The organism is Oleiharenicola lentus (assembly GCF_004118375.1).
GTDB classification, from domain to species: Bacteria; Verrucomicrobiota; Verrucomicrobiia; order Opitutales; family Opitutaceae; genus Lacunisphaera; species Lacunisphaera lenta.
Genome location: NZ_SDHX01000001.1, coordinates 2,826,966 through 2,847,193, shown reverse-complemented (window position 1 = coordinate 2,847,193; position 20,228 = coordinate 2,826,966). Strand labels below are relative to the sequence as shown.

Annotated in this window: 19 protein-coding genes; 9 read left to right on the top strand and 10 right to left on the bottom strand. The window is 66.0% G+C overall.

Features of this window, described 5'->3' with window-relative positions:
• Window positions 1-138: 138 nt before the first annotated feature.
• Window positions 139-723: a DUF4252 domain-containing protein gene (locus tag ESB00_RS11690; RefSeq protein ID WP_129047862.1), complete on the top strand. Its 585-nt coding sequence runs from the start codon at window positions 139-141 to the stop codon at window positions 721-723.
• 102 nt (window positions 724-825) lie between these two features.
• Window positions 826-1,464: a hypothetical protein gene (locus ESB00_RS11685; protein ID WP_129047861.1), complete on the top strand. Its 639-nt coding sequence runs from the start codon at window positions 826-828 to the stop codon at window positions 1,462-1,464.
• 14 nt (window positions 1,465-1,478) lie between these two features.
• Here ESB00_RS11685 and trhO read toward each other — a convergent pair whose 3' ends face one another.
• From trhO to ESB00_RS11665, 4 genes are all read right to left on the bottom strand, one after another.
• Window positions 1,479-2,201: an oxygen-dependent tRNA uridine(34) hydroxylase TrhO gene (gene trhO, locus ESB00_RS11680; RefSeq protein WP_129047860.1), complete on the bottom strand. Its 723-nt coding sequence runs from the start codon at window positions 2,199-2,201 to the stop codon at window positions 1,479-1,481.
• A gap of 18 nt (window positions 2,202-2,219) precedes the next feature.
• Window positions 2,220-3,086, bottom strand: coding sequence for an MYG1 family protein (locus ESB00_RS11675; protein WP_129047859.1), 867 nt, complete (start codon window positions 3,084-3,086; stop codon window positions 2,220-2,222).
• A gap of 147 nt (window positions 3,087-3,233) precedes the next feature.
• Window positions 3,234-4,769 carry a YifB family Mg chelatase-like AAA ATPase gene (locus ESB00_RS11670; protein WP_129047858.1) on the bottom strand — a complete coding sequence of 512 codons (1,536 nt, stop codon included), beginning with the start codon at window positions 4,767-4,769 and terminating at the stop codon, window positions 3,234-3,236.
• A gap of 30 nt (window positions 4,770-4,799) precedes the next feature.
• Window positions 4,800-5,654: an HD domain-containing protein gene (locus ESB00_RS11665; RefSeq protein ID WP_129047857.1), complete on the bottom strand. Its 855-nt coding sequence runs from the start codon at window positions 5,652-5,654 to the stop codon at window positions 4,800-4,802.
• Window positions 5,655-5,673: 19 nt separating this feature from the next.
• Here ESB00_RS11665 and coaE point away from each other — a divergent pair, with 19 nt between their 5' ends.
• The 6 genes from coaE to ESB00_RS11635 are packed head-to-tail and all read left to right on the top strand — an operon-like array spanning window position 5,674 to window position 13,893.
• Window positions 5,674-6,360 carry a dephospho-CoA kinase gene (coaE, locus tag ESB00_RS11660; protein ID WP_246026473.1) on the top strand — a complete coding sequence of 229 codons (687 nt, stop codon included), beginning with the start codon at window positions 5,674-5,676 and terminating at the stop codon, window positions 6,358-6,360.
• Complete coding sequence (gene rho / locus ESB00_RS11655; protein WP_129047856.1) at window positions 6,344-8,206, top strand: transcription termination factor Rho; 1,863 nt, start codon at window positions 6,344-6,346, stop codon at window positions 8,204-8,206. The genes coaE and rho overlap by 17 nt, the downstream gene beginning before the upstream one ends.
• Before the next feature lie 31 nt (window positions 8,207-8,237).
• Window positions 8,238-9,815, top strand: coding sequence for a GspE/PulE family protein (locus ESB00_RS11650; protein ID WP_129047855.1), 1,578 nt, complete (start codon window positions 8,238-8,240; stop codon window positions 9,813-9,815).
• Between the two features lie 22 nt (window positions 9,816-9,837).
• Window positions 9,838-10,920 (top strand): type IV pilus twitching motility protein PilT, encoded by a 1,083-nt coding sequence (locus tag ESB00_RS11645; RefSeq protein WP_129047854.1) that lies wholly within the window; start codon window positions 9,838-9,840, stop codon window positions 10,918-10,920.
• Window positions 10,921-10,961: 41 nt separating this feature from the next.
• Entirely contained in the window at window positions 10,962-12,638 is a 1,677-nt protein-coding gene (locus ESB00_RS11640) for a GspE/PulE family protein (RefSeq protein ID WP_129047853.1), read from the top strand.
• 13 nt (window positions 12,639-12,651) lie between these two features.
• The gene (locus ESB00_RS11635) at window positions 12,652-13,893 is read left to right on the top strand and encodes a type II secretion system F family protein (protein WP_129047852.1); all 1,242 of its coding nucleotides are present in this window, start codon (window positions 12,652-12,654) and stop codon (window positions 13,891-13,893) included.
• Window positions 13,894-14,158: 265 nt separating this feature from the next.
• Here the strand turns inward: ESB00_RS11635 and ESB00_RS11630 are convergent, their stop codons facing one another.
• A complete protein-coding gene (locus ESB00_RS11630; protein WP_129047851.1) occupies window positions 14,159-15,142 on the bottom strand; it encodes a 3'-5' exoribonuclease YhaM family protein in 984 nt (327 codons plus the stop codon).
• Between the two features lie 188 nt (window positions 15,143-15,330).
• Entirely contained in the window at window positions 15,331-15,993 is a 663-nt protein-coding gene (locus ESB00_RS11625) for a metallophosphoesterase (RefSeq protein WP_129047850.1), read from the bottom strand.
• A 52-nt stretch (window positions 15,994-16,045) separates the two neighbouring features.
• Here ESB00_RS11625 and ESB00_RS11620 point away from each other — a divergent pair, with 52 nt between their 5' ends.
• Window positions 16,046-16,678, top strand: a complete 633-nt coding sequence (locus tag ESB00_RS11620; RefSeq protein ID WP_179954382.1) for a hypothetical protein — start codon at window positions 16,046-16,048, stop codon at window positions 16,676-16,678.
• Window positions 16,679-16,685: 7 nt separating this feature from the next.
• Here the strand turns inward: ESB00_RS11620 and ESB00_RS11615 are convergent, their stop codons facing one another.
• From ESB00_RS11615 to ESB00_RS11600, 4 genes are all read right to left on the bottom strand, one after another.
• Entirely contained in the window at window positions 16,686-17,345 is a 660-nt protein-coding gene (locus ESB00_RS11615; RefSeq protein WP_246026470.1) for a lysophospholipid acyltransferase family protein, read from the bottom strand.
• Between the two features lie 74 nt (window positions 17,346-17,419).
• Window positions 17,420-18,085, bottom strand: coding sequence for a (d)CMP kinase (gene cmk, locus ESB00_RS11610; protein ID WP_129047849.1), 666 nt, complete (start codon window positions 18,083-18,085; stop codon window positions 17,420-17,422).
• Between the two features lie 8 nt (window positions 18,086-18,093).
• Window positions 18,094-19,347 (bottom strand): 3-phosphoshikimate 1-carboxyvinyltransferase, encoded by a 1,254-nt coding sequence (gene aroA / locus ESB00_RS11605; protein WP_164976174.1) that lies wholly within the window; start codon window positions 19,345-19,347, stop codon window positions 18,094-18,096.
• Window positions 19,344-20,198, bottom strand: a complete 855-nt coding sequence (locus tag ESB00_RS11600; RefSeq protein WP_129047847.1) for a prephenate dehydrogenase — start codon at window positions 20,196-20,198, stop codon at window positions 19,344-19,346. The genes aroA and ESB00_RS11600 overlap by 4 nt, the downstream gene beginning before the upstream one ends.
• Window positions 20,199-20,228 lie beyond the last annotated feature (30 nt).

Here is a 20,228-nt window from a genome sequence, read left to right as displayed (position 1 = left end):
GGTGGTGCGGCGCAACCACTTGGGCGGGCCGGGCCGCAATGGCAAGGGGGTCCTGCGCAATTATCTGCAACTCGGCCGCGCCCCGACGTGTGATGGAAGCACGACGACACCCCATCCACCCTCAATCCATTGTCCTCCATGAAATCCCTCCGCCTCCTCACCGCCGCTGCCAGCCTGGCTGCGGTTCTTGCTGTTTCCGCCTTCGCCGCCGAATCCGAAGCCGGCTACGTTGACATCGGGCAGCTCGTCCCCGCTGCCAAGGGCGAGTTCGTCGAGATCAACCTTTCGCCCGGCCTGCTCAAGTTTGCGGCCAAGATCGCCGCCAAGCAGGAACCCGAGGCCGCGGCGCTGATCGCCAATCTCAAGCGCGTGCGGGTCAACGTCGTCAGCCTGGATGACTCCAACCGCAAGGCCACCATCGAGCAGATCGAGGCCGTCCGCGCCAAGCTCGAGTCGCAGGGCTGGACCCAGATGGTCACGGTCCGCGAGCGTGAGGGCGGCGACAACGTCACCGTCCACGCCAAGCAGAAGGGCGACGACGTGATCGAGGGCCTGGTGGTCACGGTGATCGACGGTAAGGGCGAAGCGGTGTTCGTGAACATCGTCGGTCTCATCAGTGCCGACCAGATCGCCACCATCGCCGAGCAGCTGAACATCGAGCCCCTGCGCCACGTGAAGGTGAAGATCAAGCAGGACAAGTCCTCCGACAAGGACGAGGCCTGAAACCAATCACGAAGCATGAAGGAAGCCTGACGGGGTGTGAGCCATCCACCGACCGACTTCCGGACATTCCCCTAACTTCCTTCTCCCTTTTTCCTTTCCGCCATGAACTCTCCCGTTCCTCCCGTTACTCCGGCGGTAGCCAAGTCCGAGCGCCGGCTGGCCCGCTGGATCATCCTCGCCCTGCTGGTCATGGTGACGCCCGTCATGGTGGTGGCCCTCGGGGTGGCCTCGATGTTCCGGCTCAATGGTGAGGCGGCGCTGCTCCGCAAGGAGGTCATGACGGCCAGCAATTCGGAATGGAACACAAAGGTGCAGATCAGCGCCGGCTGGTGCGCCCTCACGACGGCCCGCACGATTTTGCGGGTGGTTGAGCACGAACACCGGGACGAGGCGCAGCTGGCCCTGGCAGCCGTGCGCCGGGCCAGTGTGGGCGTCTATGAACGCGTCGGCCGGGCGGGCGAGATGTCAGCCGGGCGCATGGTCACGGAGATCGACCGCAAGATGCAGACGCGGGGCTGGAGCCGGCTGGTCGGCGTGATGGAACGTCACGAGACCGTCCTGGTTTACACCTCCGATGAGCTCGAAACCGGTGACAAGCTGGAGATCTGCGTGGCAGTGCTCAATGGCGACGAAATGGTCGTCGTTTCAACCAAGGTTGACGCCGGCAAACTCCTCGAGCTGGCCAGCAAGCATCTCCCCGCCGAGGGATTCCGGTCCAAGCTGCTCCGGGAGACCATCTGAGCGGACAGGCGGGGCTAGGATTTGGTTTCGCGGAGACTGGCGTCGAGGCTGACCCGGTCGTCGAAGACGAAGCAGGCGCCCTCAAAGTGCGCGGCTCCGCATTCCTCGAAATATTTGAGAATGCCGCCGTCGAGTTGGAAGACGTTTTTAAACCCGGCTTGCAGCAGATACGGCGCCGCCTTCTCGCAGCGGATGCCGCCGGTGCAGAAGGTGACCACCGTCTGATCCTTCATTTCGCCCGGCAGGGCGTCGGCCGCGCGCGGAAAATCCCGGAAATGGCGGATGCCGGCGGGCCGGGCGCCGCGGAAAGTGCCGGCGGCGATCTCGTAGTCGTTGCGGGTGTCGAGCAGCGTGACCGGACGGCCCTCGTCGAGCCATTGGCGGAGGGTGCGCGGGGCCAGGCCGGGAGCCGGATGTCGCGCCGGGTCGATTCCCGGCACACCGAAAGCGATGATCTCGCGCTTGATCTTGACCAGCATGCGCCGGAAGGGCTGTTGCGCGCCGGCCGACTCCTTGGGCGTCAGGTCGGCGAGTCCTGGCACGGCGCGAATGGCAGCCAGCAGGGAGTCGAGTGCGGCGCGTTCACCCGCGACGAAGAGGTTGATGCCCTCGGGGCTGAGCAGGATCGTGCCCTTGAGCGATCCGGCTGCGGCAACCGCCTTGAGCTGGTCCCGCAACGCCGGCAGATCCGCGAGCGGCGCGAACTTGTAGGCCGAGAGATTGACGCAGGCGGGCATGGGGTGGGAGCGGAACGATCAGGTCGTTTTGACGAGGGCACGGGTGACCAGCGTCAGCAACCGTTCCGTTTCGTGCGCCGACGTCTTGGCCACAAAGCCGCGCGCATGGGCGAAATGAACGTCGGGCTCGGCGGCGATCCGCGTGAAGTCGAGCGCCGGGTGGTCGCGAAAACGTCCGAGACCGTAACCGGTGCTGCGCCGGTCGGGATAGATCAGACCGACGATTTCGCCGACGAGGTTTTGTTCCTCGATGTATTCGTCGAGGCCGAGGGAAGGTTCGTCCGGTAGGGGCTCGGTGCGCGGGACGAACAGGACCTTGCCGACGGGCGAGAGCGGCCAGAGCCGGGCGTGTTGGCCGATGAAGCCGAGCCGGGCGCGGAGGGTGCGCACGTAGCTGACCAGATCCTCGCCGACCATGCGCATCATTTCCCAGAGCGGGTCGCCAGGCGTGAGGCGCGTGGCGAGCGCGAAGCGGCGGAGCAGGGTGACGTCGATCGGGGAGTTGAGCTTGGGCAGCACGTCATCGGCCACGCCCAGCCAGCGCGCGGTGGTGACGGCGCCGCGGCAGTCGAACCACTCGGCCGATTCCAGCCACGGGCAGAACCGGCGCGCATCGGCGTAAAGGCCGAGGTGCTGGAGCACCAGCGAGAGCGAGCAGGTCGGGGGATGGTCCTTGGGCAGTTGGTGGTGGTCGAAGTTGTTGCGCTCCGGAGCGTGCTCGTGGCCAACATCGACGACGCACACGGCCGGGTCGGCCAGATCGGCCGGGGTCGGCTCGCGGCGCACGACCGGCACCGGATGCAGGGAGAGAAGCACGGAGCAGGCGAGGAATTCGTCCTTATGGGCGCCGCCGGGGTGGGTGAGGATGGTGGAGAACTGAATCATGCAACGGGCCGCTGAAAAGCGCGGCGATTTCCTTCGGACGCGAGGGAAAAATGCGCCGACGGTGTAGGGGCGTGGCTCGTCCACGCCCTCCGACCCCGGTCATCTATCGGGCGCGCACAAGGCGCGCCCCTACGCTGCTCCGCCGCCTCAGTAGAACACGTTGCGGTCCAGCGAACGGTATTGGATGGCCTCGAGCAGGTGGGGCTGCTGGATGCGGTCGGATTCGGCGAGGTCGGCGATCGTGCGGGCGACCTTGAGGATGCGGTCGTAGGCGCGGGCGGAGAGCGACAGTTGTTCCATCGCCTGCTGGAGCAGGTCGCCCAGGGTGGAGTCGAGCGGGCAGAAGCGCCTGATCTGCGACGGGGTCATGCGGGCGTTGGCGGTGAGCCGCGTGCCGCGGAAGCGGATGAGCTGGTGCTGGCGGGCCAGGTCGATGCGTTCGCGCATCACGGCGGTGGATTCGCCCGGCTGGCTGCTGCGCAGTTCCGCGATCGACAGGGCCGGCGCCTCGATGTGCAGGTCGATCCGGTCCAGCAGGGGACCGCTGATGCGGGCCCGGTAGCGTTGGATCTGGGCCGGCGAGCAGCGGCACTCGTGCTTGGCGTCGCCGAGGTAGCCGCAGGGGCACGGGTTCATGGCCGCCACGAGCATGAAGTGGCAGGGCAGGGTGACCTTGCCGGCGCTGCGGGAAATCGTGACGTGGCCGTCCTCGAGGGGTTGGCGCAGGACCTCGAGGGCGGAGCGTTTGAACTCCGGCAACTCGTCGAGAAACAGCACGCCCTGGTGCGCGAGGGAAATTTCTCCCGGACCGGGCACAGTGCCACCGCCCAGCAGGCCGACATCGGAGATGGTGTGATGGGGCGCGCGGGCGGGACGTTGCAGGAAGTGGAGACCGCCCTGCATGGTCTGGCCGGCGGCGGAGTGGATGCGCAGGATTTCGAGGTATTCCTCCAACGTGGGCTGGGGCATGATGCCGGGGATGCGGCGGGCGATCATGGATTTTCCCGAGCCGGGCGGTCCGATCATGATCAGGTTGTGCCCGCCCGCGACCGCGACCTCCACGGCCCGCCGGACGGCGTGCTGGCCCTTGATGTCGGCGAAGTCGGTTTCCGGCACCCCGGCCGGCTCGGTCGCCGTGCGCCGCGGCGGGGCCACGGGGGAAAGCTTGGCGCGGCCATCCAGGAAACGGGCTGCCTGGTCCAGGGACGTTATCTCGTAAACCTCGATGCCCTCGACCAAGGCGGCTTCCTGCGCGGCGAGCGGAGGGAGCAGGACCGTTTTACGGCCGGTCTCCCGGGCCAGGACGGCCATGGCCAGCCCGCCTTTGATCGGGCGAGTGGCGCCGGAGAGGCTCAGTTCGCCGGCGATGAGGTGACGGTTCAGGCCGTCGCAGGCCAATTGGCCGGTGGCGATCAGGATGCCGAGGGCGATGGGCAGGTCGTAGATCGCACCTTCCTTGCGCAGGTCGCCGGGGGCGAGATTGATGGTCGTGCGCGTGCGCGGCATCTTGAGCCCGGAATTGCTCAGGGCGGAGAAGACACGGTCCTGCGACTCCTTGACCGCGGTGTCGGGCAAGCCGACCAGGATCAGGTTGGGTACGCCGGACTCGCCGGTGTTGACCTCGATTTGGACAGGAACGGCATCAATGCCCAGCAACGCGGCTGAGCCAACGGTGGCTAACATGGACAGGGGACGGAAACGGACGGGATGGAATTAGACCAATCCTTCCTGCAAACGCCGGCGGACCTCGATGATGTTGTCCTCCACTGCCTGCAAATACGGATTGGTTTGGCCCGCTGTCGTCAGATAGCGATGCACACCGCCGGCCTCAAAGTCCAGCATTGGCCGCACATAATTTGTCCAAAAGGCCGGGGTCATCTGCATCATTTCCCGCAGACTGTGGTAGGGACGCTTCTCGCCGGGGATCTGTTCGAAGTCGAACGCCTCCTGGAATTCCCGGTAGAGGGCCTTGAGCTTGTCCACGTAGTCGGGCGCGCTCATCTGGGCGAGGTAGTCGGCCGTCACCAAAATGAAGGCGAAGTGCCGGGCCTCCTCGCAGCGGAAGGAAATTTGGCTGATCTTGTTGCGCGGTCCGGTGCAGATGATGGCCGAGCAGATGTCATCGATCTCGGTGGCCGTGGCGCCCATGCGCGGCAGGTAATCGCGGGCGAATTCGCAGCTCCGACGCTCGTGGACAAAGGTGTAGCGGGCGCCGCTGCCACCGAGATCGTCGTTCTTCTTGAGGTAGCCGGTGTCGTGGAGCAGGGCGGCCATGACGGCGAGCTCCCAGTCCCGCTTGGTCAGCACGGGCTTGTCGGGAGTACGGCTGCGGCCGGCGAGGATATGCACCATACAGAGCGTCGCCTGCAGCGTGTGCTCGTAGTCGTGATAGTGCATGTCGATCCGCTGGTAGCCGGCGTATTCGCCGGAAAACATGCTCTGCACATCGCTGAAGAGCCGGTCCAGGAGCGGGTAACTGGCCTGCGCGCCAATGCCAGCAAAGGCTTCCTTGACGGCTTCGACCACGGCGGCGGGGTTCTTCGTGTCGATGGAGTGCGGAGGGACCATCCGGATTCACAATTAGGGGTTGCCCGGCTTCTGCCGCAAGCCCATTGTCCGCGCCAAGAAAGAAATGCTCACCAGCACCAACCTGATTGTTGGGCTCACAGGCGGAATGGGATGTGGAAAATCGACGGCCGCCGCCCTGTTTGCCGAGCGCGGATTCCGTCGGTTGGATGCCGATCAGACAATTCGCGACGAAATCCTAACCGATGCCGCGGTGGCCCGCGCCGTCGGGCAACGGCTGGGAGCGGACACCCTGGATGCCGAGGGGCGGGTGCGCCGGGACCGCGTGGCCGCGGTGGTTTTTAACGAGCCGGCCCAGCTGAAATGGCTGGAGGAACTGCTGCACCCCCGCTTGCTGGCCCGCTGGCGGGAGCTGTTCGCCGCCGCCCGCGACACAGCCTTCATCGTCGAGGTGCCGCTGCTCTTTGAAAAAGGGCTGGAGAATTGGTTTGATTTCATCGTCTGCGTGACCGCAGACTCTGCGACGCAATTGAGGCGGCTGGAGCAACGTGGCATCCCCCCGGAACTCGCCCGACAGCGCCTGGTCAAGCAACTGCCACTGGCCCGAAAATGCGAGCTGGCAGACCATGTTCTCCTAAACGACGGCTCTCCTGAGTTTTTAAGGGAACAGGTCAATGCCCTGGCCGACCGCCTCTTGAACAAACAACCCCTCCGGTCCCACGACCGCCTTCATGTCCGTCCCGCCTAAATCCGAAGAGGATAACAGCAAGTCCGGCTCCTCCGAGTCATCCGAAACCAAGCGCAAGCCGCGCACCCGCTCGCGCCTGCAGCGCACCAAGCGGAGCCCCAAGGCTGCGGCGTCCACCAAGTCGGAGGCCGCCCCGTCGGCCGAGCTCCCGTTCGAGCCGGCTCCAGCCCCTGTGGCCGAGGCGCCCGCGCCGGCGCCGGAACCCGTGCGCGAATCCGCCCCGCCGCCGGCGCCGGAACCGGTGCAGGCCCCGGCGCAGCAGGTGGCGGCCCCGACGGAATCTTCCGAGGCCCCGGCCCAGCAAGCGCAGCCCGGTGGCCAGGGCGGATATGATGACGGCGGCAACCAGGGCGGGGGACAGTTCCAAGGCGGCGGAAAATGGAAACACCGCCAGCGCGGCAAACACTTCCAGCCGGGCGGCGGCAAGTGGGGCAAACCCGGCGGCTTTCAGGGCGGCGGTGGCGGCAAGCCCCCGCAACCGCTTCCACCCAAGGAGCAGATCATCTACGGCGACCTCCCCGACCCGTCGCGTTTCGCCAATCTGGAGGCGGTCGAGAAGATCGCGGGCGAGATCGTCGATCCCAAGGCCGACCCGATCTGGCTCAACGAACTTTACGCGCTGAATCACGCCGACCTCACCGCCTTTGCCCGCAAGCTCGGCGCCAAGATCGAAGGCGTACCCAATCGCAAGCAGCTCCTCACGCTCGTGTTCGCTGCCGCGGCGGAGCAAAAGCTCCCGCTCCTGGATCGCGGCTACATCGACATGACCGATCGTGGACTGTGCTTTATCGTCCACGAGGACGTTAATTACCGGCTCTATCCCGAGGACGCCATCCTGCCCGACATCTTCGTCAAGCAGCTCGGCCTGCGCCGCGGTCATCAGGTCGAGGTCCAGTGTCAGGCCCCGCAGGGCAACGAGCGCTGTCCCGCGGTCGTGGCGATCCGATCGGTCATGGGCGGCAAGGCGACCGAGATCGCCAAGGTCCAGCCCTTCGAGGAACTCACGCCCTATTACCCGCTCAAGCGCATCTGGCTCGAGGTCCAGGGCCTCAAGGACGTTTCCATGCGCATGGTGGACATCGTCACGCCCATCGGCTTCGGCCAGCGTGGTCTGATCGTCGCGCCGCCGCGCACCGGCAAGACGATCCTCATGCAGAACATGGCGAACTCGATCGCGGAGAACTCGCCCGAGGCCAAGCTGATCATCCTGCTCGTGGACGAACGTCCCGAGGAGGTCACCGACTTCAAGCGCCACTGCAAGGGCGAGGTGGTCAGCTCGACCTTCGACGAGGCGCCGGAGAGTCACATCCACTGCGCCGAAATGGTCATCGAGAAAGCGCGCCGGCTCGTCGAACACGGCGAGCATGTGATCATCCTGCTGGACTCGATCACCCGTCTGGCGCGCGCCTACAACGCGCTCGCCTCCAACAGCGGCAAGATCATGTCCGGCGGCCTCGAGGCCAACGCCCTGCAGAAGCCCAAGCGCTTCTTCGGCTCGGCCCGCAACATCGAGGGCGGCGGCAGCCTCACCATCATCGGCACCGCGCTGGTGGACACCGGCAGCCGCATGGACGAGATCATCTTCGAGGAGTTCAAGGGCACCGGCAACATGGAGCTCCACCTCGACCGCGACCTCGTCAACAAGCGCATCTTCCCCGCGATCAACATCGACAAGTCCGGCACGCGCAAGGAGGAGCTCATCTATCACCCCGACGAGCTCATCAAGATCTACTCCCTGCGCCGCGCCATGCAGGGTGTGCCCGCCGCCGACTCGATGGACATGCTCATCGGCCGGCTCAAGAAGACCAAGACGAACACGGAATTCCTCCTCAGCCTCAACCGCTGAGCCTCCGGCCCCGCTTTTCGCCGCCGATTCCATGGAGCCTGTCTTACCCAGTCTCACCGGAATCGGAGGCGGAACCGGTTTGGCGGAGTTGGCCGGGGCCGCGGGCCTGCGGCGGGTGGAACTGGGCGAACGGTCCATCGCGGCGGATATCCTGGCCGCGATCCCGCGCGACCTGGTGTTTGCGCACACGGTCATCCCCTTTGCGCGCGAGCGTGGCGTGCTGCAGGTCGCCGTGGCGGATCCGGCGGCGGTTGAGGTGCTGGATGACCTGGCCTGGACCGCCGGCGAACCCGTGCAGGCGAGCTTGGCCGATGAGGCGGACATACGCCGCGCCATCACGCGTTGTTACAACGACCACCTGCGCGACGAAGCCGCCACCGCGGCGGATTCGCGGGCCCCGTTGCCGGGGGGCGGCCAGGAACTGGAAGTGGCGGAATCCGACGCCCCCGTCATCCGGCTGGTGCAGGACATGATTGCCGATGGCATTCGCCGCCGCGCGTCGGACATTCACCTCGAACCGCTGGCGGGCCGGCTTCGCGTGCGGCACCGGGTGGACGGAGTTTTGCAGGAGGGCGAAACGCCGCCGCGGCGACTGCAACTGCCCGTTGTCTCCCGGCTCAAGATCATGGCCGGTCTCAGCATCGCCGAGAAGCGCCTGCCGCAGGACGGCCGCATCGCGGCCGAGGTGGATGGCCGCCGGCTGGACTTGCGCGTCTCGTCGCTGCCCACGACGCACGGCGAAAGCATCGTCATGCGCGTGCTCGACAAGGAGAGCCTTCGCCTCGGGCTGCCGGAACTGGGTTTCCTGCCCGACGATCAGGCGGTTTTTGAGCGCCAGATCGCGTCGCCCGACGGCATGGTGCTGGTGACCGGACCGACCGGATCCGGCAAGACCACGACGCTCTACGCCAGTCTGCACCACCTTAACCAGGCGGACCGCAAGATCATCACCGTCGAGGACCCGGTCGAATATCAGATCGGCGGCATTAACCAGGTGCCGGTGAATGCGACGACCGGGCTGACCTTTGCCACTGCCCTGCGTGCGATGCTCCGCCAGGCCCCGAATACCGTCATGGTCGGTGAGATTCGCGACGCCGAGACCGCCGAGATTGCGCTCAATGCCTCGCTCACCGGTCACATGGTCTTCAGCACGCTGCACACCAACGATGCGCCCAGCGCCATCACCCGGTTGATCGACATCGGCGCCAAGCCCTTTCTGCTCTCGGCCGCGCTGCGGGCGGTGGTCGCTCAGCGCCTGGTTCGCCGGATTTGTGCGCGTTGCCGGCGGCCGCATCAGCCGGCAGCTTGGGAACTGCAGCTGTTGGGCTTGGATGAACGCTGCCGCCTCGAAGCCCGGTTCGCGCGCGGGACGGGTTGCGCCGCCTGCCAGGGCACGGGTTACCGCGGACGGTTGGGGATTTTTGAAATCTTTCTCGTCCACGACGGAATCCGCGCCATGCTCGGAGGCCAAGTCACGGCCGCCCGCCTGCGCCAGCAGGCCCGCGCCGACGGCATGCGCACCATGAGAGAAGACGGAATTCGCAAAATTTTCGCCGGCCACACCACCATCGAAGAGGTTGTGTCCGCGACCGTGACCGATCAACTTTAGCCATCCTCAACCCATCCATCGCATGAGCTATGAAATGAACGACCTCCTCGAGCTGGTCGTCGAGCAGAAGAGTTCCGACCTTCACCTGCAGGTGGGCGTGCCCCCCTGCCTGCGCCTCCGCGGCAGCATGACGCCCATCGACGGCCCCGAGCTGAAGCCCGAGGACACCGAGCAGCTCATGCTCTCGATCACGCCGGACAACCACATCCAGAACGTGAAGCTCAACGGCGGCACCGACTTCGGCTTCGCCTACGGCGACAAGGCCCGCTTCCGCGTGAGCGTGCTCAAGGCCAAGGGCAACTACGGCCTCGTGCTGCGCCAGATTCCCAACCAGCTCTTCGACCTGCGCACCATCGGCATGCCCGACAAGATCAAGGAGCTGCTCTACCGCCCGCGCGGCTTGTTCCTCGTCACCGGCCCGACCGGTTCCGGCAAGTCCACGACGCTCGCCTCGATGATGAATTACATCAACGAGAACCGCGACGGCCACATCATCACCATCGAGGACCCGATCGAGTATTACCACCCGCACAAGAAGTGCGTCGTCACCCAGCGCGAGGTCGGCTCCGATGTGCCTAGTTTCTCCGAGGCCATCCGCCGCGCCCTGCGTCAGGACCCCGACGTCATCCTCGTCGGTGAGTTGCGCGACCTCGAGACCATCGAGGCGGCCATCTCCGCCGCCGAGACGGGCCACCTGGTTTTCGGCACCCTGCACACCAACAGCGCCGCCAAGACGGTGGACCGCATCGTGGATGCCTTCCCGGCCAACATGAAGGAGATGATCCGCACCCAGCTCTCCACCTCGATCATCGCCGTCATCTCCCAGACCCTCTGCAAGAAGAAGACCGGCGGACGCATCGCGGCCTACGAGATCATGGTGAACACCTCGTCCATCGCCTCGCTGATCCGCGACAACAAGACCTTCCGTATTCCGTCGGACATCCAGACGGGTGCGAACCTCGGCATGATCACGCTCGACACGCATTTGATGAGCCTGGTCAACCGCGAGCTGATCGACCCGGACGAGGCCCTGGAAAAATCGCAGGAACCGGTCGCGATGAAGGACAAGCTGATCAGCATGGGCTTCAAGCTGCGCGAAGTCTGATTTCCCAAACCTAATCCGGCCGGGCCAGGCCGGGTTTCCTCATGTTCGAGGGACACGACCTGGCCATTCAGCAACTGCTCACCGCCCGAGGGCTGGTGGGATCCGGCGCGCTGCAGCAGGCGGCGTTGGACAGCGGAGCAAGCGGGCGTCCTCTGGCACGCACCATCGTTGACCTCGGTCTGGTTGACCAGGCTGTGCTTCTGCGGGAGGTGGCCGGTTATCTCGGGCACGGCTACGTGGAGCAGCTGCCGGAGGTGCTGTCGGCGGATATCGCCGGGCTGCTGGACGGCGAATTTGCACGGAGCCGGGGCGTCGTGCCGGTGGAGGCGGACCCCGGGGCGGTGTCTTTTGCGACGACCCATCCATTCGATGGGCAGCTGGGCGACGATCTCGCCTTCAAAATCGGGCGACAGGTCAGGTTGCTGGTGGCCGATCCCGAGCAGGTGCAGCTACTGTTGCGTCGCTACTACGGTGGTGAGTTGAACGCGGACGAGGCCGCCCACGGTTTTTCGGTCACGCCGGATGGGGCGCTTAGCGACACCGACCTGGAGAAGATGGCGGGCCAACCGCCGATCGTCCGTTTCGTGAACCTCGTGCTCGGGCAGGCGGTGCGGGACGGGGCCTCGGATGTACACTTTGAGCCGTTCGAGGGGGAGTTTCGCATCCGTTGCCGGGTGGACGGCACGCTGCGCGATCTGACGCCCCCGCCGCACTCGCTCGCCTTGCCCGTCATCTCGCGGTTGAAGGTCCTGGCCGGGCTGAACATCGCCGAACGCCGCCTGCCACAGGACGGACGGCTGCGTCTGAAGCTGGCGGGGCGTTCAGTGGACCTCCGGGTCTCCACGCTGCCCACCCAGTTCGGCGAGAGCGTCGTGCTGCGCGTGCTTGATCAGTCTGCGGTCCGGCTGGAACTGAACCAGCTTGGATTGCCGCCGGCCATGCTCGCGGGCGTGGAGGCGGCCATAGCCCGGCCCAACGGCATCTTTATCGTCACGGGGCCGACCGGCTGCGGCAAGACGACCACGCTTTACAGCTGCTTGAACCGGCTGAATCAGCCCGAGGCCAAGCTGCTCACCGTGGAGGACCCCGTGGAATACGAAATCGACGGTGTCATGCAGGTGCCGGTGAACAACGCGGCCGGTCTGGGCTTCGCCCGGGCCTTGCGCACCTTCCTGCGGCAGGACCCCGACATCGTGATGGTGGGCGAGATTCGCGACGCCGAGACCGCGCGCATCGCCATCCAGGCGTCGCTCACGGGACATCTCGTGCTCACGACATTGCACACCAACGATGCCGCCTCGGCCATCACACGCCTGGTGGACATGGGCATCGAGCCGTTTCTGCTGGCCTCGACGGTGGAGGCCGTGCTCGCGCAGCGGCTGGTGCGGCGGAATTGTCCTTCGTGTCGCTCGGCGTATGTGCCGCCGCCGGAGACATTGTGTTCGCTGGGCTTGGCGGCAGGAGCCGGCGCACCGCCGGTGTTTCAGCGGGGCCAGGGCTGCGCGGCGTGCGACGGCACGGGTTTCCTCGGGCGCATGGGTATCTTTGAGTTTCTGCGCATGACCGAGCCGTTGCGCGAGGCGGTCGCGCGCGGGGCCTCGTTGATCGAACTGCGGCAACTGGCCGCGGGCGAGGGCTTGGCCGTGTTGCGACAGTCCGGCCTCGCCGCCGCGCTGGCCGGCGAGACGGCCCCGGAGGAAGTGCTCAGGTTCACCTGAAAGGAAGCACGCAATGCCAGCATTCAGCTACAGTGCGATGGACGGACAGGGACACGAGCGGACGGGGGCTTTGGAGGCCGCGGATGCGCGGCAGGCGGCGGTGGTCCTGCGCGGGCGCGGCCTGTTTCCGACGCGGGTTACGGCGCGAGAAGGTGAGGGGGGCGCCAAGGCTGGGCCCACAGGGGCGGGGGCGATGACACTGGCCGTGTTCGGTTCCTTGAGCGCCAAGGAACGGGCCTCGTTCACACGGCAGCTGGGAACGCTCCTGCATGCGGGCATGCCCCTGCTGCGCGGCTTGGAAGTGCTCGGCCGGCAGGTTAAGAACCCGGCCTTCGCAAAGGTGATAACGGCCCTGGCGGATGGCATTCGTTCCGGCGAGGCCCTGTCCGAGGTGATGGGCCGGCATCCGCGGGCGTTTGACCGGCTTTATGTAAGCATGATCCGGGCGGGCGAGGCCGGCGGTCTGCTTGATGTCGTGCTCGACCGGTTGGCGCAGTTTCAGGAAAAAAGCCTGCAAGTGCGCGGCAAGGTGAAGGCGGCGATGGTCTATCCGTTCATCGTGCTCGGCGTGGCGGTGGGCATCCTCGTGGCGTTGCTCGTGTTTGTCGTGCCCAAGTTCCAGCAGATTTTTGCCGATCTGCTCAAGGGCGCCCCTCTGCCGCCGCTGACCCGGGCGGTCCTGACGGTGAGTGACGTGGTGCGCAACCACCTGCTGCTGGTGGTTGTGGGGAGCGCGGTTGCCATGGTCGGGTTTCAGCTCTTCCGGCGGAGTCCCGCCGGAGCGAGGATCATCGACACGCTCACCATCCGGATGCCGCTGTCCGGCGAGCTCTTCCTGAAGGTCGTGGTGGCGCGCTTCGCCCGCACGCTGGGCACCCTGTTGTCGAGCGGCGTGCCGATCCTGCCGGCGCTGCTGATCACGCGCGACACCTGCGCTAACGCCCGCATCGCCTCCGCTATCCAGGCAATTCATGACCGCGTGAAGGAAGGTGCCTCCGTGGCCCGACCGCTGGAAGCGGCGGGTGTTTTCCCGCCCATGGTCGCCAGCATGGTCGAGGTCGGCGAACACTCGGGCCAGCTGCCCGAGATGCTCCAGAAAATCGCCGACATCTACGAGGGCGAGGTGGACAACGCCGTGGCCGGCCTCAGCTCGCTCATCGAGCCAATCCTGATCCTGTTCCTCGCCCTCGTGGTCGGCACGATCGTTATCGCGCTGTTCCTGCCCATTATCCGCATCGTGCAGATGCTGACATGAGCTAACGTTCTTCTGGTTTGTCTTGGGCGTTCCTACCCCAGATCAATCGGATCAACAGCGCTACGCAGAGCTCTAGTTCATAGGGGACAACGATCCAGAGCGCTCCGATTATCAGTGCATTGAGCCATGTTGGCAGCAGGTGGTCAAAAAGCCAAAAAGTGCAGGAAAGTGTATGAAAGGAATGCGAGCCCGACCAAAACGGTGGCAATCATTTCCTTCCCACGTTTTGTGCCGGACAGCTTCCGCGGCTGCTCGTCGTAAGATTTCATTTTTGCGGCTTCGTCAGCAGCAGCTGCGAGTTCAGGCCGAGGTGGCGGTCGGAGAATTGGTCGGCTTCGCCGGCCTGGCGGAGGAGGCGCTGGACCATGCCCATCTTGGCGTCGAGGTCGTCCACCTTGGCGACAAAGACGGCCTCGGGCGTGGCGGCGATGACGGCGGCGCCCCATTCGAGTTCGCCCTGATGGCTGAGCACGATATGTTCGAGGCGCTCGAGGAGGTCGCCGTTGAGCTTGGACTTGATGCCGGCCTTGCGGACGAGCTGGTAGCCGAGCACGACGTGGCCCTGGAGGATGCCCTTGCGGCTCTTCGCGGTGACGAGGTCACCCTGGTATTCGATGACCTTGCCGGTGTCGTGGACGAGCACGCCGGCCATGGCGAGGTCGGCGTCCACCTCGGGGTAAAGCGGGAGCAGCGCCTTGGCGGCGCGGGCCATGTGGACGGTGTGCTCCAGCAGGCCGTGGCGATACGCATGGTGCATGCTGACGGCAGCGGGAGCGGTGCGGAACTGCTCCCCGATCTCGTCGAAGAGCGCCTGCACGGTGGCGCGGAGTTCGGCGTGCTGGATGGAGGCGATGTGCTGTTGGAATTCGGTCCAAAGCGCGTCGGCGTCTTCAGGCGCGGTTTCCACGAGATTGGACATGAGCGGCGAGCCGGCGAGCTGCTCGTTGGAAATGGCCTCGGCGCGCAGCAGGCGGGGGGAGAGACGTTCCTGGAAAAATTCCACCTTGGCCTCGATGCGCACCACGCCGCCTTCCTTGAGGCCGGTAAACAAGTCAAAGGCCGGGCTGTCGCCGAAAACGTTTAAATTGAGGCTGCCGGTCTTGTCGCCCAGTTCGACGCTGAGGAAGGCGTTGCCGTTCTTGGCCGTCTTGCTGGTCACGCGGCGCACGAGGAGCACGCTGCTGAAGGTGTCGCCGCCGGAGAGGGTTTTCAGATCGCGGACGGTGAGCGGAACGGGGTGGTCGGACATGGCGGCAGCGAATGCGCAAGTAACAAGGATCAAGTAACAAGTGGCAAGAGGGCAAATTCGAGCCGGCTATCCGTCTGCGGGGGCAGTCAGTCCTTGGCCCGAAATTAAACGGGCGGTTCGCGAACCATGGTGGTCCGGTCGACTCCTGATACTTGGTCCTTGCTACTTGGTCCTTCGCGCATGGCGCCTCAGCGCTTGAAGTAAGTTTCCCGCGCCTTCACCTGCACGATTTTCTTTTCGGGCAGGATGTAGGCAGTGAGGAAGCCGCCCAGCACGCAGGCGGTGTCGATGCCGAGGGTCCATTTGGTGCGCACGACATCCTCGCGCGGGGTGTGGCCATAGACCACGAAAGGTGGCCCCTCCCAGAGCGAGGACCAATGCGGGGCGTCGGGCATCTCGGAGCGCTTGTGGGGTTCGCCGTCCTTGCCGACCACCTGGATGCGCGTGACGATGCGTGCCGGCTGCCGTTGCCAGGGGCGGTCGGGCAGGAAACCGCCATGCACGAAGACCACGCCGAGTTCCTCGTCCTCATAGGTCAGCTTCATCTCCTCGAGGTAGTCCCAGTCCTTGCCGCGGAGCTGTTCCATCGTGGCGTAGTCGTATTTTTTGAGATGGGTCGGGTCGTCGGTGCGCCGGTAGTTCAGGTGGCGCAGCTCGTGATTGCCCAGCAGCGAAGCCGTGGCGTATTTCCGCGCCAGTTCGACCACCTTGCCGCTGTCGGGACCGCGGCTGATGAGGTCGCCCAGCAGGATCAGCCGGTCATCCTTCCTCAGGTCCAGCTTGTCGAGGAGGTCCTCGAATTCCTTGTGGCAGCCGTGGATGTCACCCACGGCGATCAGGCGTCCGTTCATCGCAGAAATTGACTAGCTTTCACCGGGTGCGGGGGTAAACAAGAAATCGCCCATGGAGCTGAATCTTCACGCGATTGCCACAAAGTGCTACGTCAGCGGACGCGACTTCGCCGAGAACGACCGTGTCGTGAGCTACCTCGTGCGCGAGGCCTCGGGCGAGGTCGCCCGCCGCGACTTGCTGGAGAGCGAGGACCCGTCTTCGCCCGGCTCCGCCGAGGCAAACGGGCCCCGGTGGATGCCCCCGGCGTTTATCTTCTGCCGCTGGGTCGTGGCCTTCAAGCCGCGGCGCGGGGACGAGAATTCCGAGCGCAACCTCAAGCTCACGGCCGAAAACCTGTTCCTCAACCTCGCGATTCCATCCGGTGCGACGAGCGAGACGATCGACGACAGTTCGCAGGGCATCAACACGCCGCTGCTCCAGTTCCTCGCGCTCATGATGGAGCGCAAGCGGCTCATCAAGCCGATCGGCCTCACCGAGGATGGCGCCCGCCAGATCTACGAGCACCGCGCTTCGCACCAGCGCTACGAAGTGCCGGTCGGCGACCTCAACCAGGAATTTTTCATGAAGATCCAGGAGCATCTCGGCGTGCTCGTTGGCACACCCAAGCCCAAGGCCGCACCGGCGACGGAAGCGGCGCCGGCCGCCGCGGCGACACAGAAAGTGCCGGCCGATTCGACGGCCTGATCGCGACTCAGATCACCCGCTCCGGCGGAGCGGACAGGGCGGCGATGCGGTCCATGATGCGCTGGGCCGCGAGTTCGTAACGGGCCTTGCCGGCCTTGGGGTCGTCATAGTCGGAAGCGGGAATGGGCGGACCGAACACAATGCTCACCGGGGTACCGAAGCGCGGGATGCTCGTGCCCTTGCCGAAGGCCTCGAAGGAACCGAAGAGCCGGCAGGGCACCACGGGCACGCCGGTCTTGCAGGCCATGAGGCCGACCCCGGGCTTCGGTTTTTGCAGCTGACCGTCCTGCGAGCGGGTGCCCTCGGGGAAGAGCACGACGGCGCGGTTCTCGGCGAGGGCCTGGAGCACGCGTTTGATGGCGCCGATGTCGCCGCTGTCCCGTTCGACGGGGATGGTTTCCACCTGGTTCATCCACCAGCCGAGCATACGGTTGTTCCAAAGGCTCTTGCGGGCAAAGAAGCGCATCTGCCGCGGCACATGGCTGCCCACGAACGGCGGGTCGAGGTGGCTGGCGTGGTTGGAGGCGATGAGGAACGGGCCGTCAGTAGGGAAATTTTCTGTGCCGGCGACTTCGCCGCGGAAGCACATGCTGTGGATGGTGGCCGCCAGGTAGTGGAAGAAGCCGTAGAACGGCGTCATCGTGAGTTGGTCGGGAGTCTGCGGCATGCGGGTCAGAGATCAGAAGTCAGCTTTCAGAGGATGGAGGGCGCAGGATTGAATGGCGGCGCTGGTGTGTTGAGTCAGGTCAGTTTCGGCGCAATCAGCCCGGCCAGTTTTTCCACGACCTGTTCGAGGGTCAGGAAGGTGGAGTCGATGTCGATGGCGCCGGGCGGGCAGGCGAGGGGGGCGGTCTTGCGCGAGGAGTCGAGGCGGTCGCGCTCGGCGATGGAGTCCTGCCGGCCCTCGGCCGCGCGGCGCTTGACGCGTTCGGCGGGATCGGCGTGCAGGAAGAAGCGGAAGTCCGCGTCGGGGAAGATCACGGAGCCGATGTCGCGGCCCTCCATCACGAGACCGCGGAAGCCATGCTGCTTCGCGACCTCGGTTTGACCGCGCTGGTAGTCGAGCAGGATCGCGCGCACCTCGGGCACGGCGGCGTAGTGGGAGACGTGTTCGTTGACCTGCTGGCTGCGGATCTCGTCGCCGGCCGGTTGCCCGCCGATAAGCATGCGGGCGGAGCGGCCTTCGAGCCGGGTGGAAAAGTTGAGCGAGGGCAGGGCGGCGAGCAGGGCCGTGCGCTCGCCGGAGGGCACGTTGCGCCGGAGCAGTTCCCAGGTGATGTGACGGTAAAACGAGCCCGTGTCCACGTGCAGCAGGTTGAAGCGCTCGGCGAGCAGGCGCGAGGTGGAGGACTTGCCGGACGCGGCGCCGCCGTCGATGGCGACGATGATGAGAGGAGGTGAGCCCATGCTGTGGCTCAATGAGAGCCCGCGCGCAGCCCCGCCAGCAAGTCAAAGAATGCCGGGAAGGTCTTGGTGCAGCAGGCGGGGTCCTTGATCGTCAGCCAGGGCTGGCCGTCGCCCCGCAGGTCGTGGCACCCGAGGATGCCGAAGCTCATGGCGAAACGGTGGTCGTGGTAGGTCTCGATTTCCACTCCCGGGACGAGGGGGCGCGGGTGAATTTCCAGCGAATCCTCGGTCTCGACGACGTGCTGGCCGAGCTTGGTGAGTTCGCGGGCCATGCCGGCGACGCGGTCGGTCTCCTGCTTGCGGGTGTGGGCGATGCCGGCGATCTTGGTCGGGCCGTCCAGCAGCGGCGCGATGGCGGCAAGCGAGAGAAAGGTATCCGAGAAGTCGTTGAAGTTGGCGATCACGCCGTGCCGGGCGGGAGCGTGGGAGACGTGGCGACCGTTGCAGCGGATCAAGCCGCGCGCCGTCAGCAACCGGTAGAACTCAATGTCGCCCTGCAGCGCGTCGGGCGCGGGGTTGAGGCCATTCACCTCGACCGAACCTTCCGTGACGATGGCCAGTGCGGCGAAGTAGCTGGCTGCGGTCGCGTCACCCTCAATGGCGTAGTCAGCGGGCGAGGCGGCGAATTGGGCCACCATGCGCTCGGTCATGGTGACGAAGGGCTTGGAGACGGTTTCGCCCTTGAGGCTGACCGTGAGCGGCGATTTTGCATGTGGGGCTACCATCAGCAGCGCCGAGAGCAGCTGGCTGCTTTCCGAAGCGTCGAGCAGCACGGTGCCGCCGGGCAGCCCGGCCGTGCGCAGCGTGAACGGGAAACTGCGGGCGCTGGCGCGGGCGCCTTGGGCTTCGAGCGCCTCGAGGAGCGCGCCGATCGGGCGGCGACGCATGGCCTCATCGCCATCGAAGTGATAGACGCCGTCGGGCCGCAGGCAGACGAAGGCGGTGAGAAAGCGCGCGGCCGTGCCGGCGTTGCCGACCTCGATTTTGGCCTCGCGCACGGGGATCTCGCCGCCGCGTCCCTCAATGCGAATGGTCAGCGCGGATTCATCGGTTGCAACGGCGAAGCCCAGCTGGCGCAGGGCGGCGACCATGATGCGTGTGTCGCGGCTGAAGAGAGCGCCGCGCAGCGTGACGGTCTCCCGGCCGAGGGCGGCGAGGATGAGCGCGCGGTTGGTGATGCTCTTCGAGCCGGGCAGGGTGGCACTGCCGCGCACCGGCCGGGTGAAGGGCGGGATGGGAAGTTTTTCCGGGTAGGTGCTCACGGAATGGGGCGGAATTGTTCCCGGTAGGCGCGGCCGCGCTCGAGGATGGCCTGCACTTCGAACCAGTCGCGGTTGGCGAGGGCTCGCTCCATGCCGTGCAACTCATCCTGGTAGGCGCGCAGGGCGCGAAGCACCTCGTCGCGGTTTTGCTCGAGGATGGTTTTCCAGAGCTTGGGATCGCTGCCGGCAATGCGGCTGGTGTCGCGCAGGCCGCCGCCGGAGTAGTTGCGCCACTTCGGGTCGCGTTTCGCCAGACTCGCGCAGAGCGTCGAGGCCAGCACCTGCGGCAGGTGGCTGATGTGCGCCACGATCTCGTCGTGCGCGTCGGGCGCAAAGCCGGCAACATCCGACCCCAGCGCGGTCCAGAAGGCGGCCACGGCTTCGGCGGCTTTCGGGTCGGTCTCGGGCAACGGGGTGACGAAGGTCACGCGGCTCTGGAAAAGGTCGGCGCGCCCGTGCTCCCAGCCGGTTTTCTCGGATCCCGCCATGGGGTGGGAGCCAACGAAGTGCCGGCCGGCCGGCAGGGCCTTGTGGCCTTGGCGGCAGATCTCGCCTTTGACGCTGCCGACATCGGTAACGATCGCACCGGCGGGCAGGGCGGGGGCGATCTCGCTGGTGAGGGCGACAATCTGGTCCACCGGGGCGCAAACCACGGTCAGGCTGGCCTGGCGCGCGGCGTCGGCCGGGGTGTCGGCCACGGCGTCGCACCAGGGTTGCGACTTCAGCTGCACGCGCACCTCCGGGCGCCGGGCCCAGAGCGTGATGCGGCGGGCGGCGCCGAAATGGCGGGCGGCCCGGGCCACGGAGGCGCCGAGCAGGCCGGGAGCGAGAATGGCGAGGTGATCGATCACTGGCGTGACGAAAGCGGGCGCGGCGGGTTT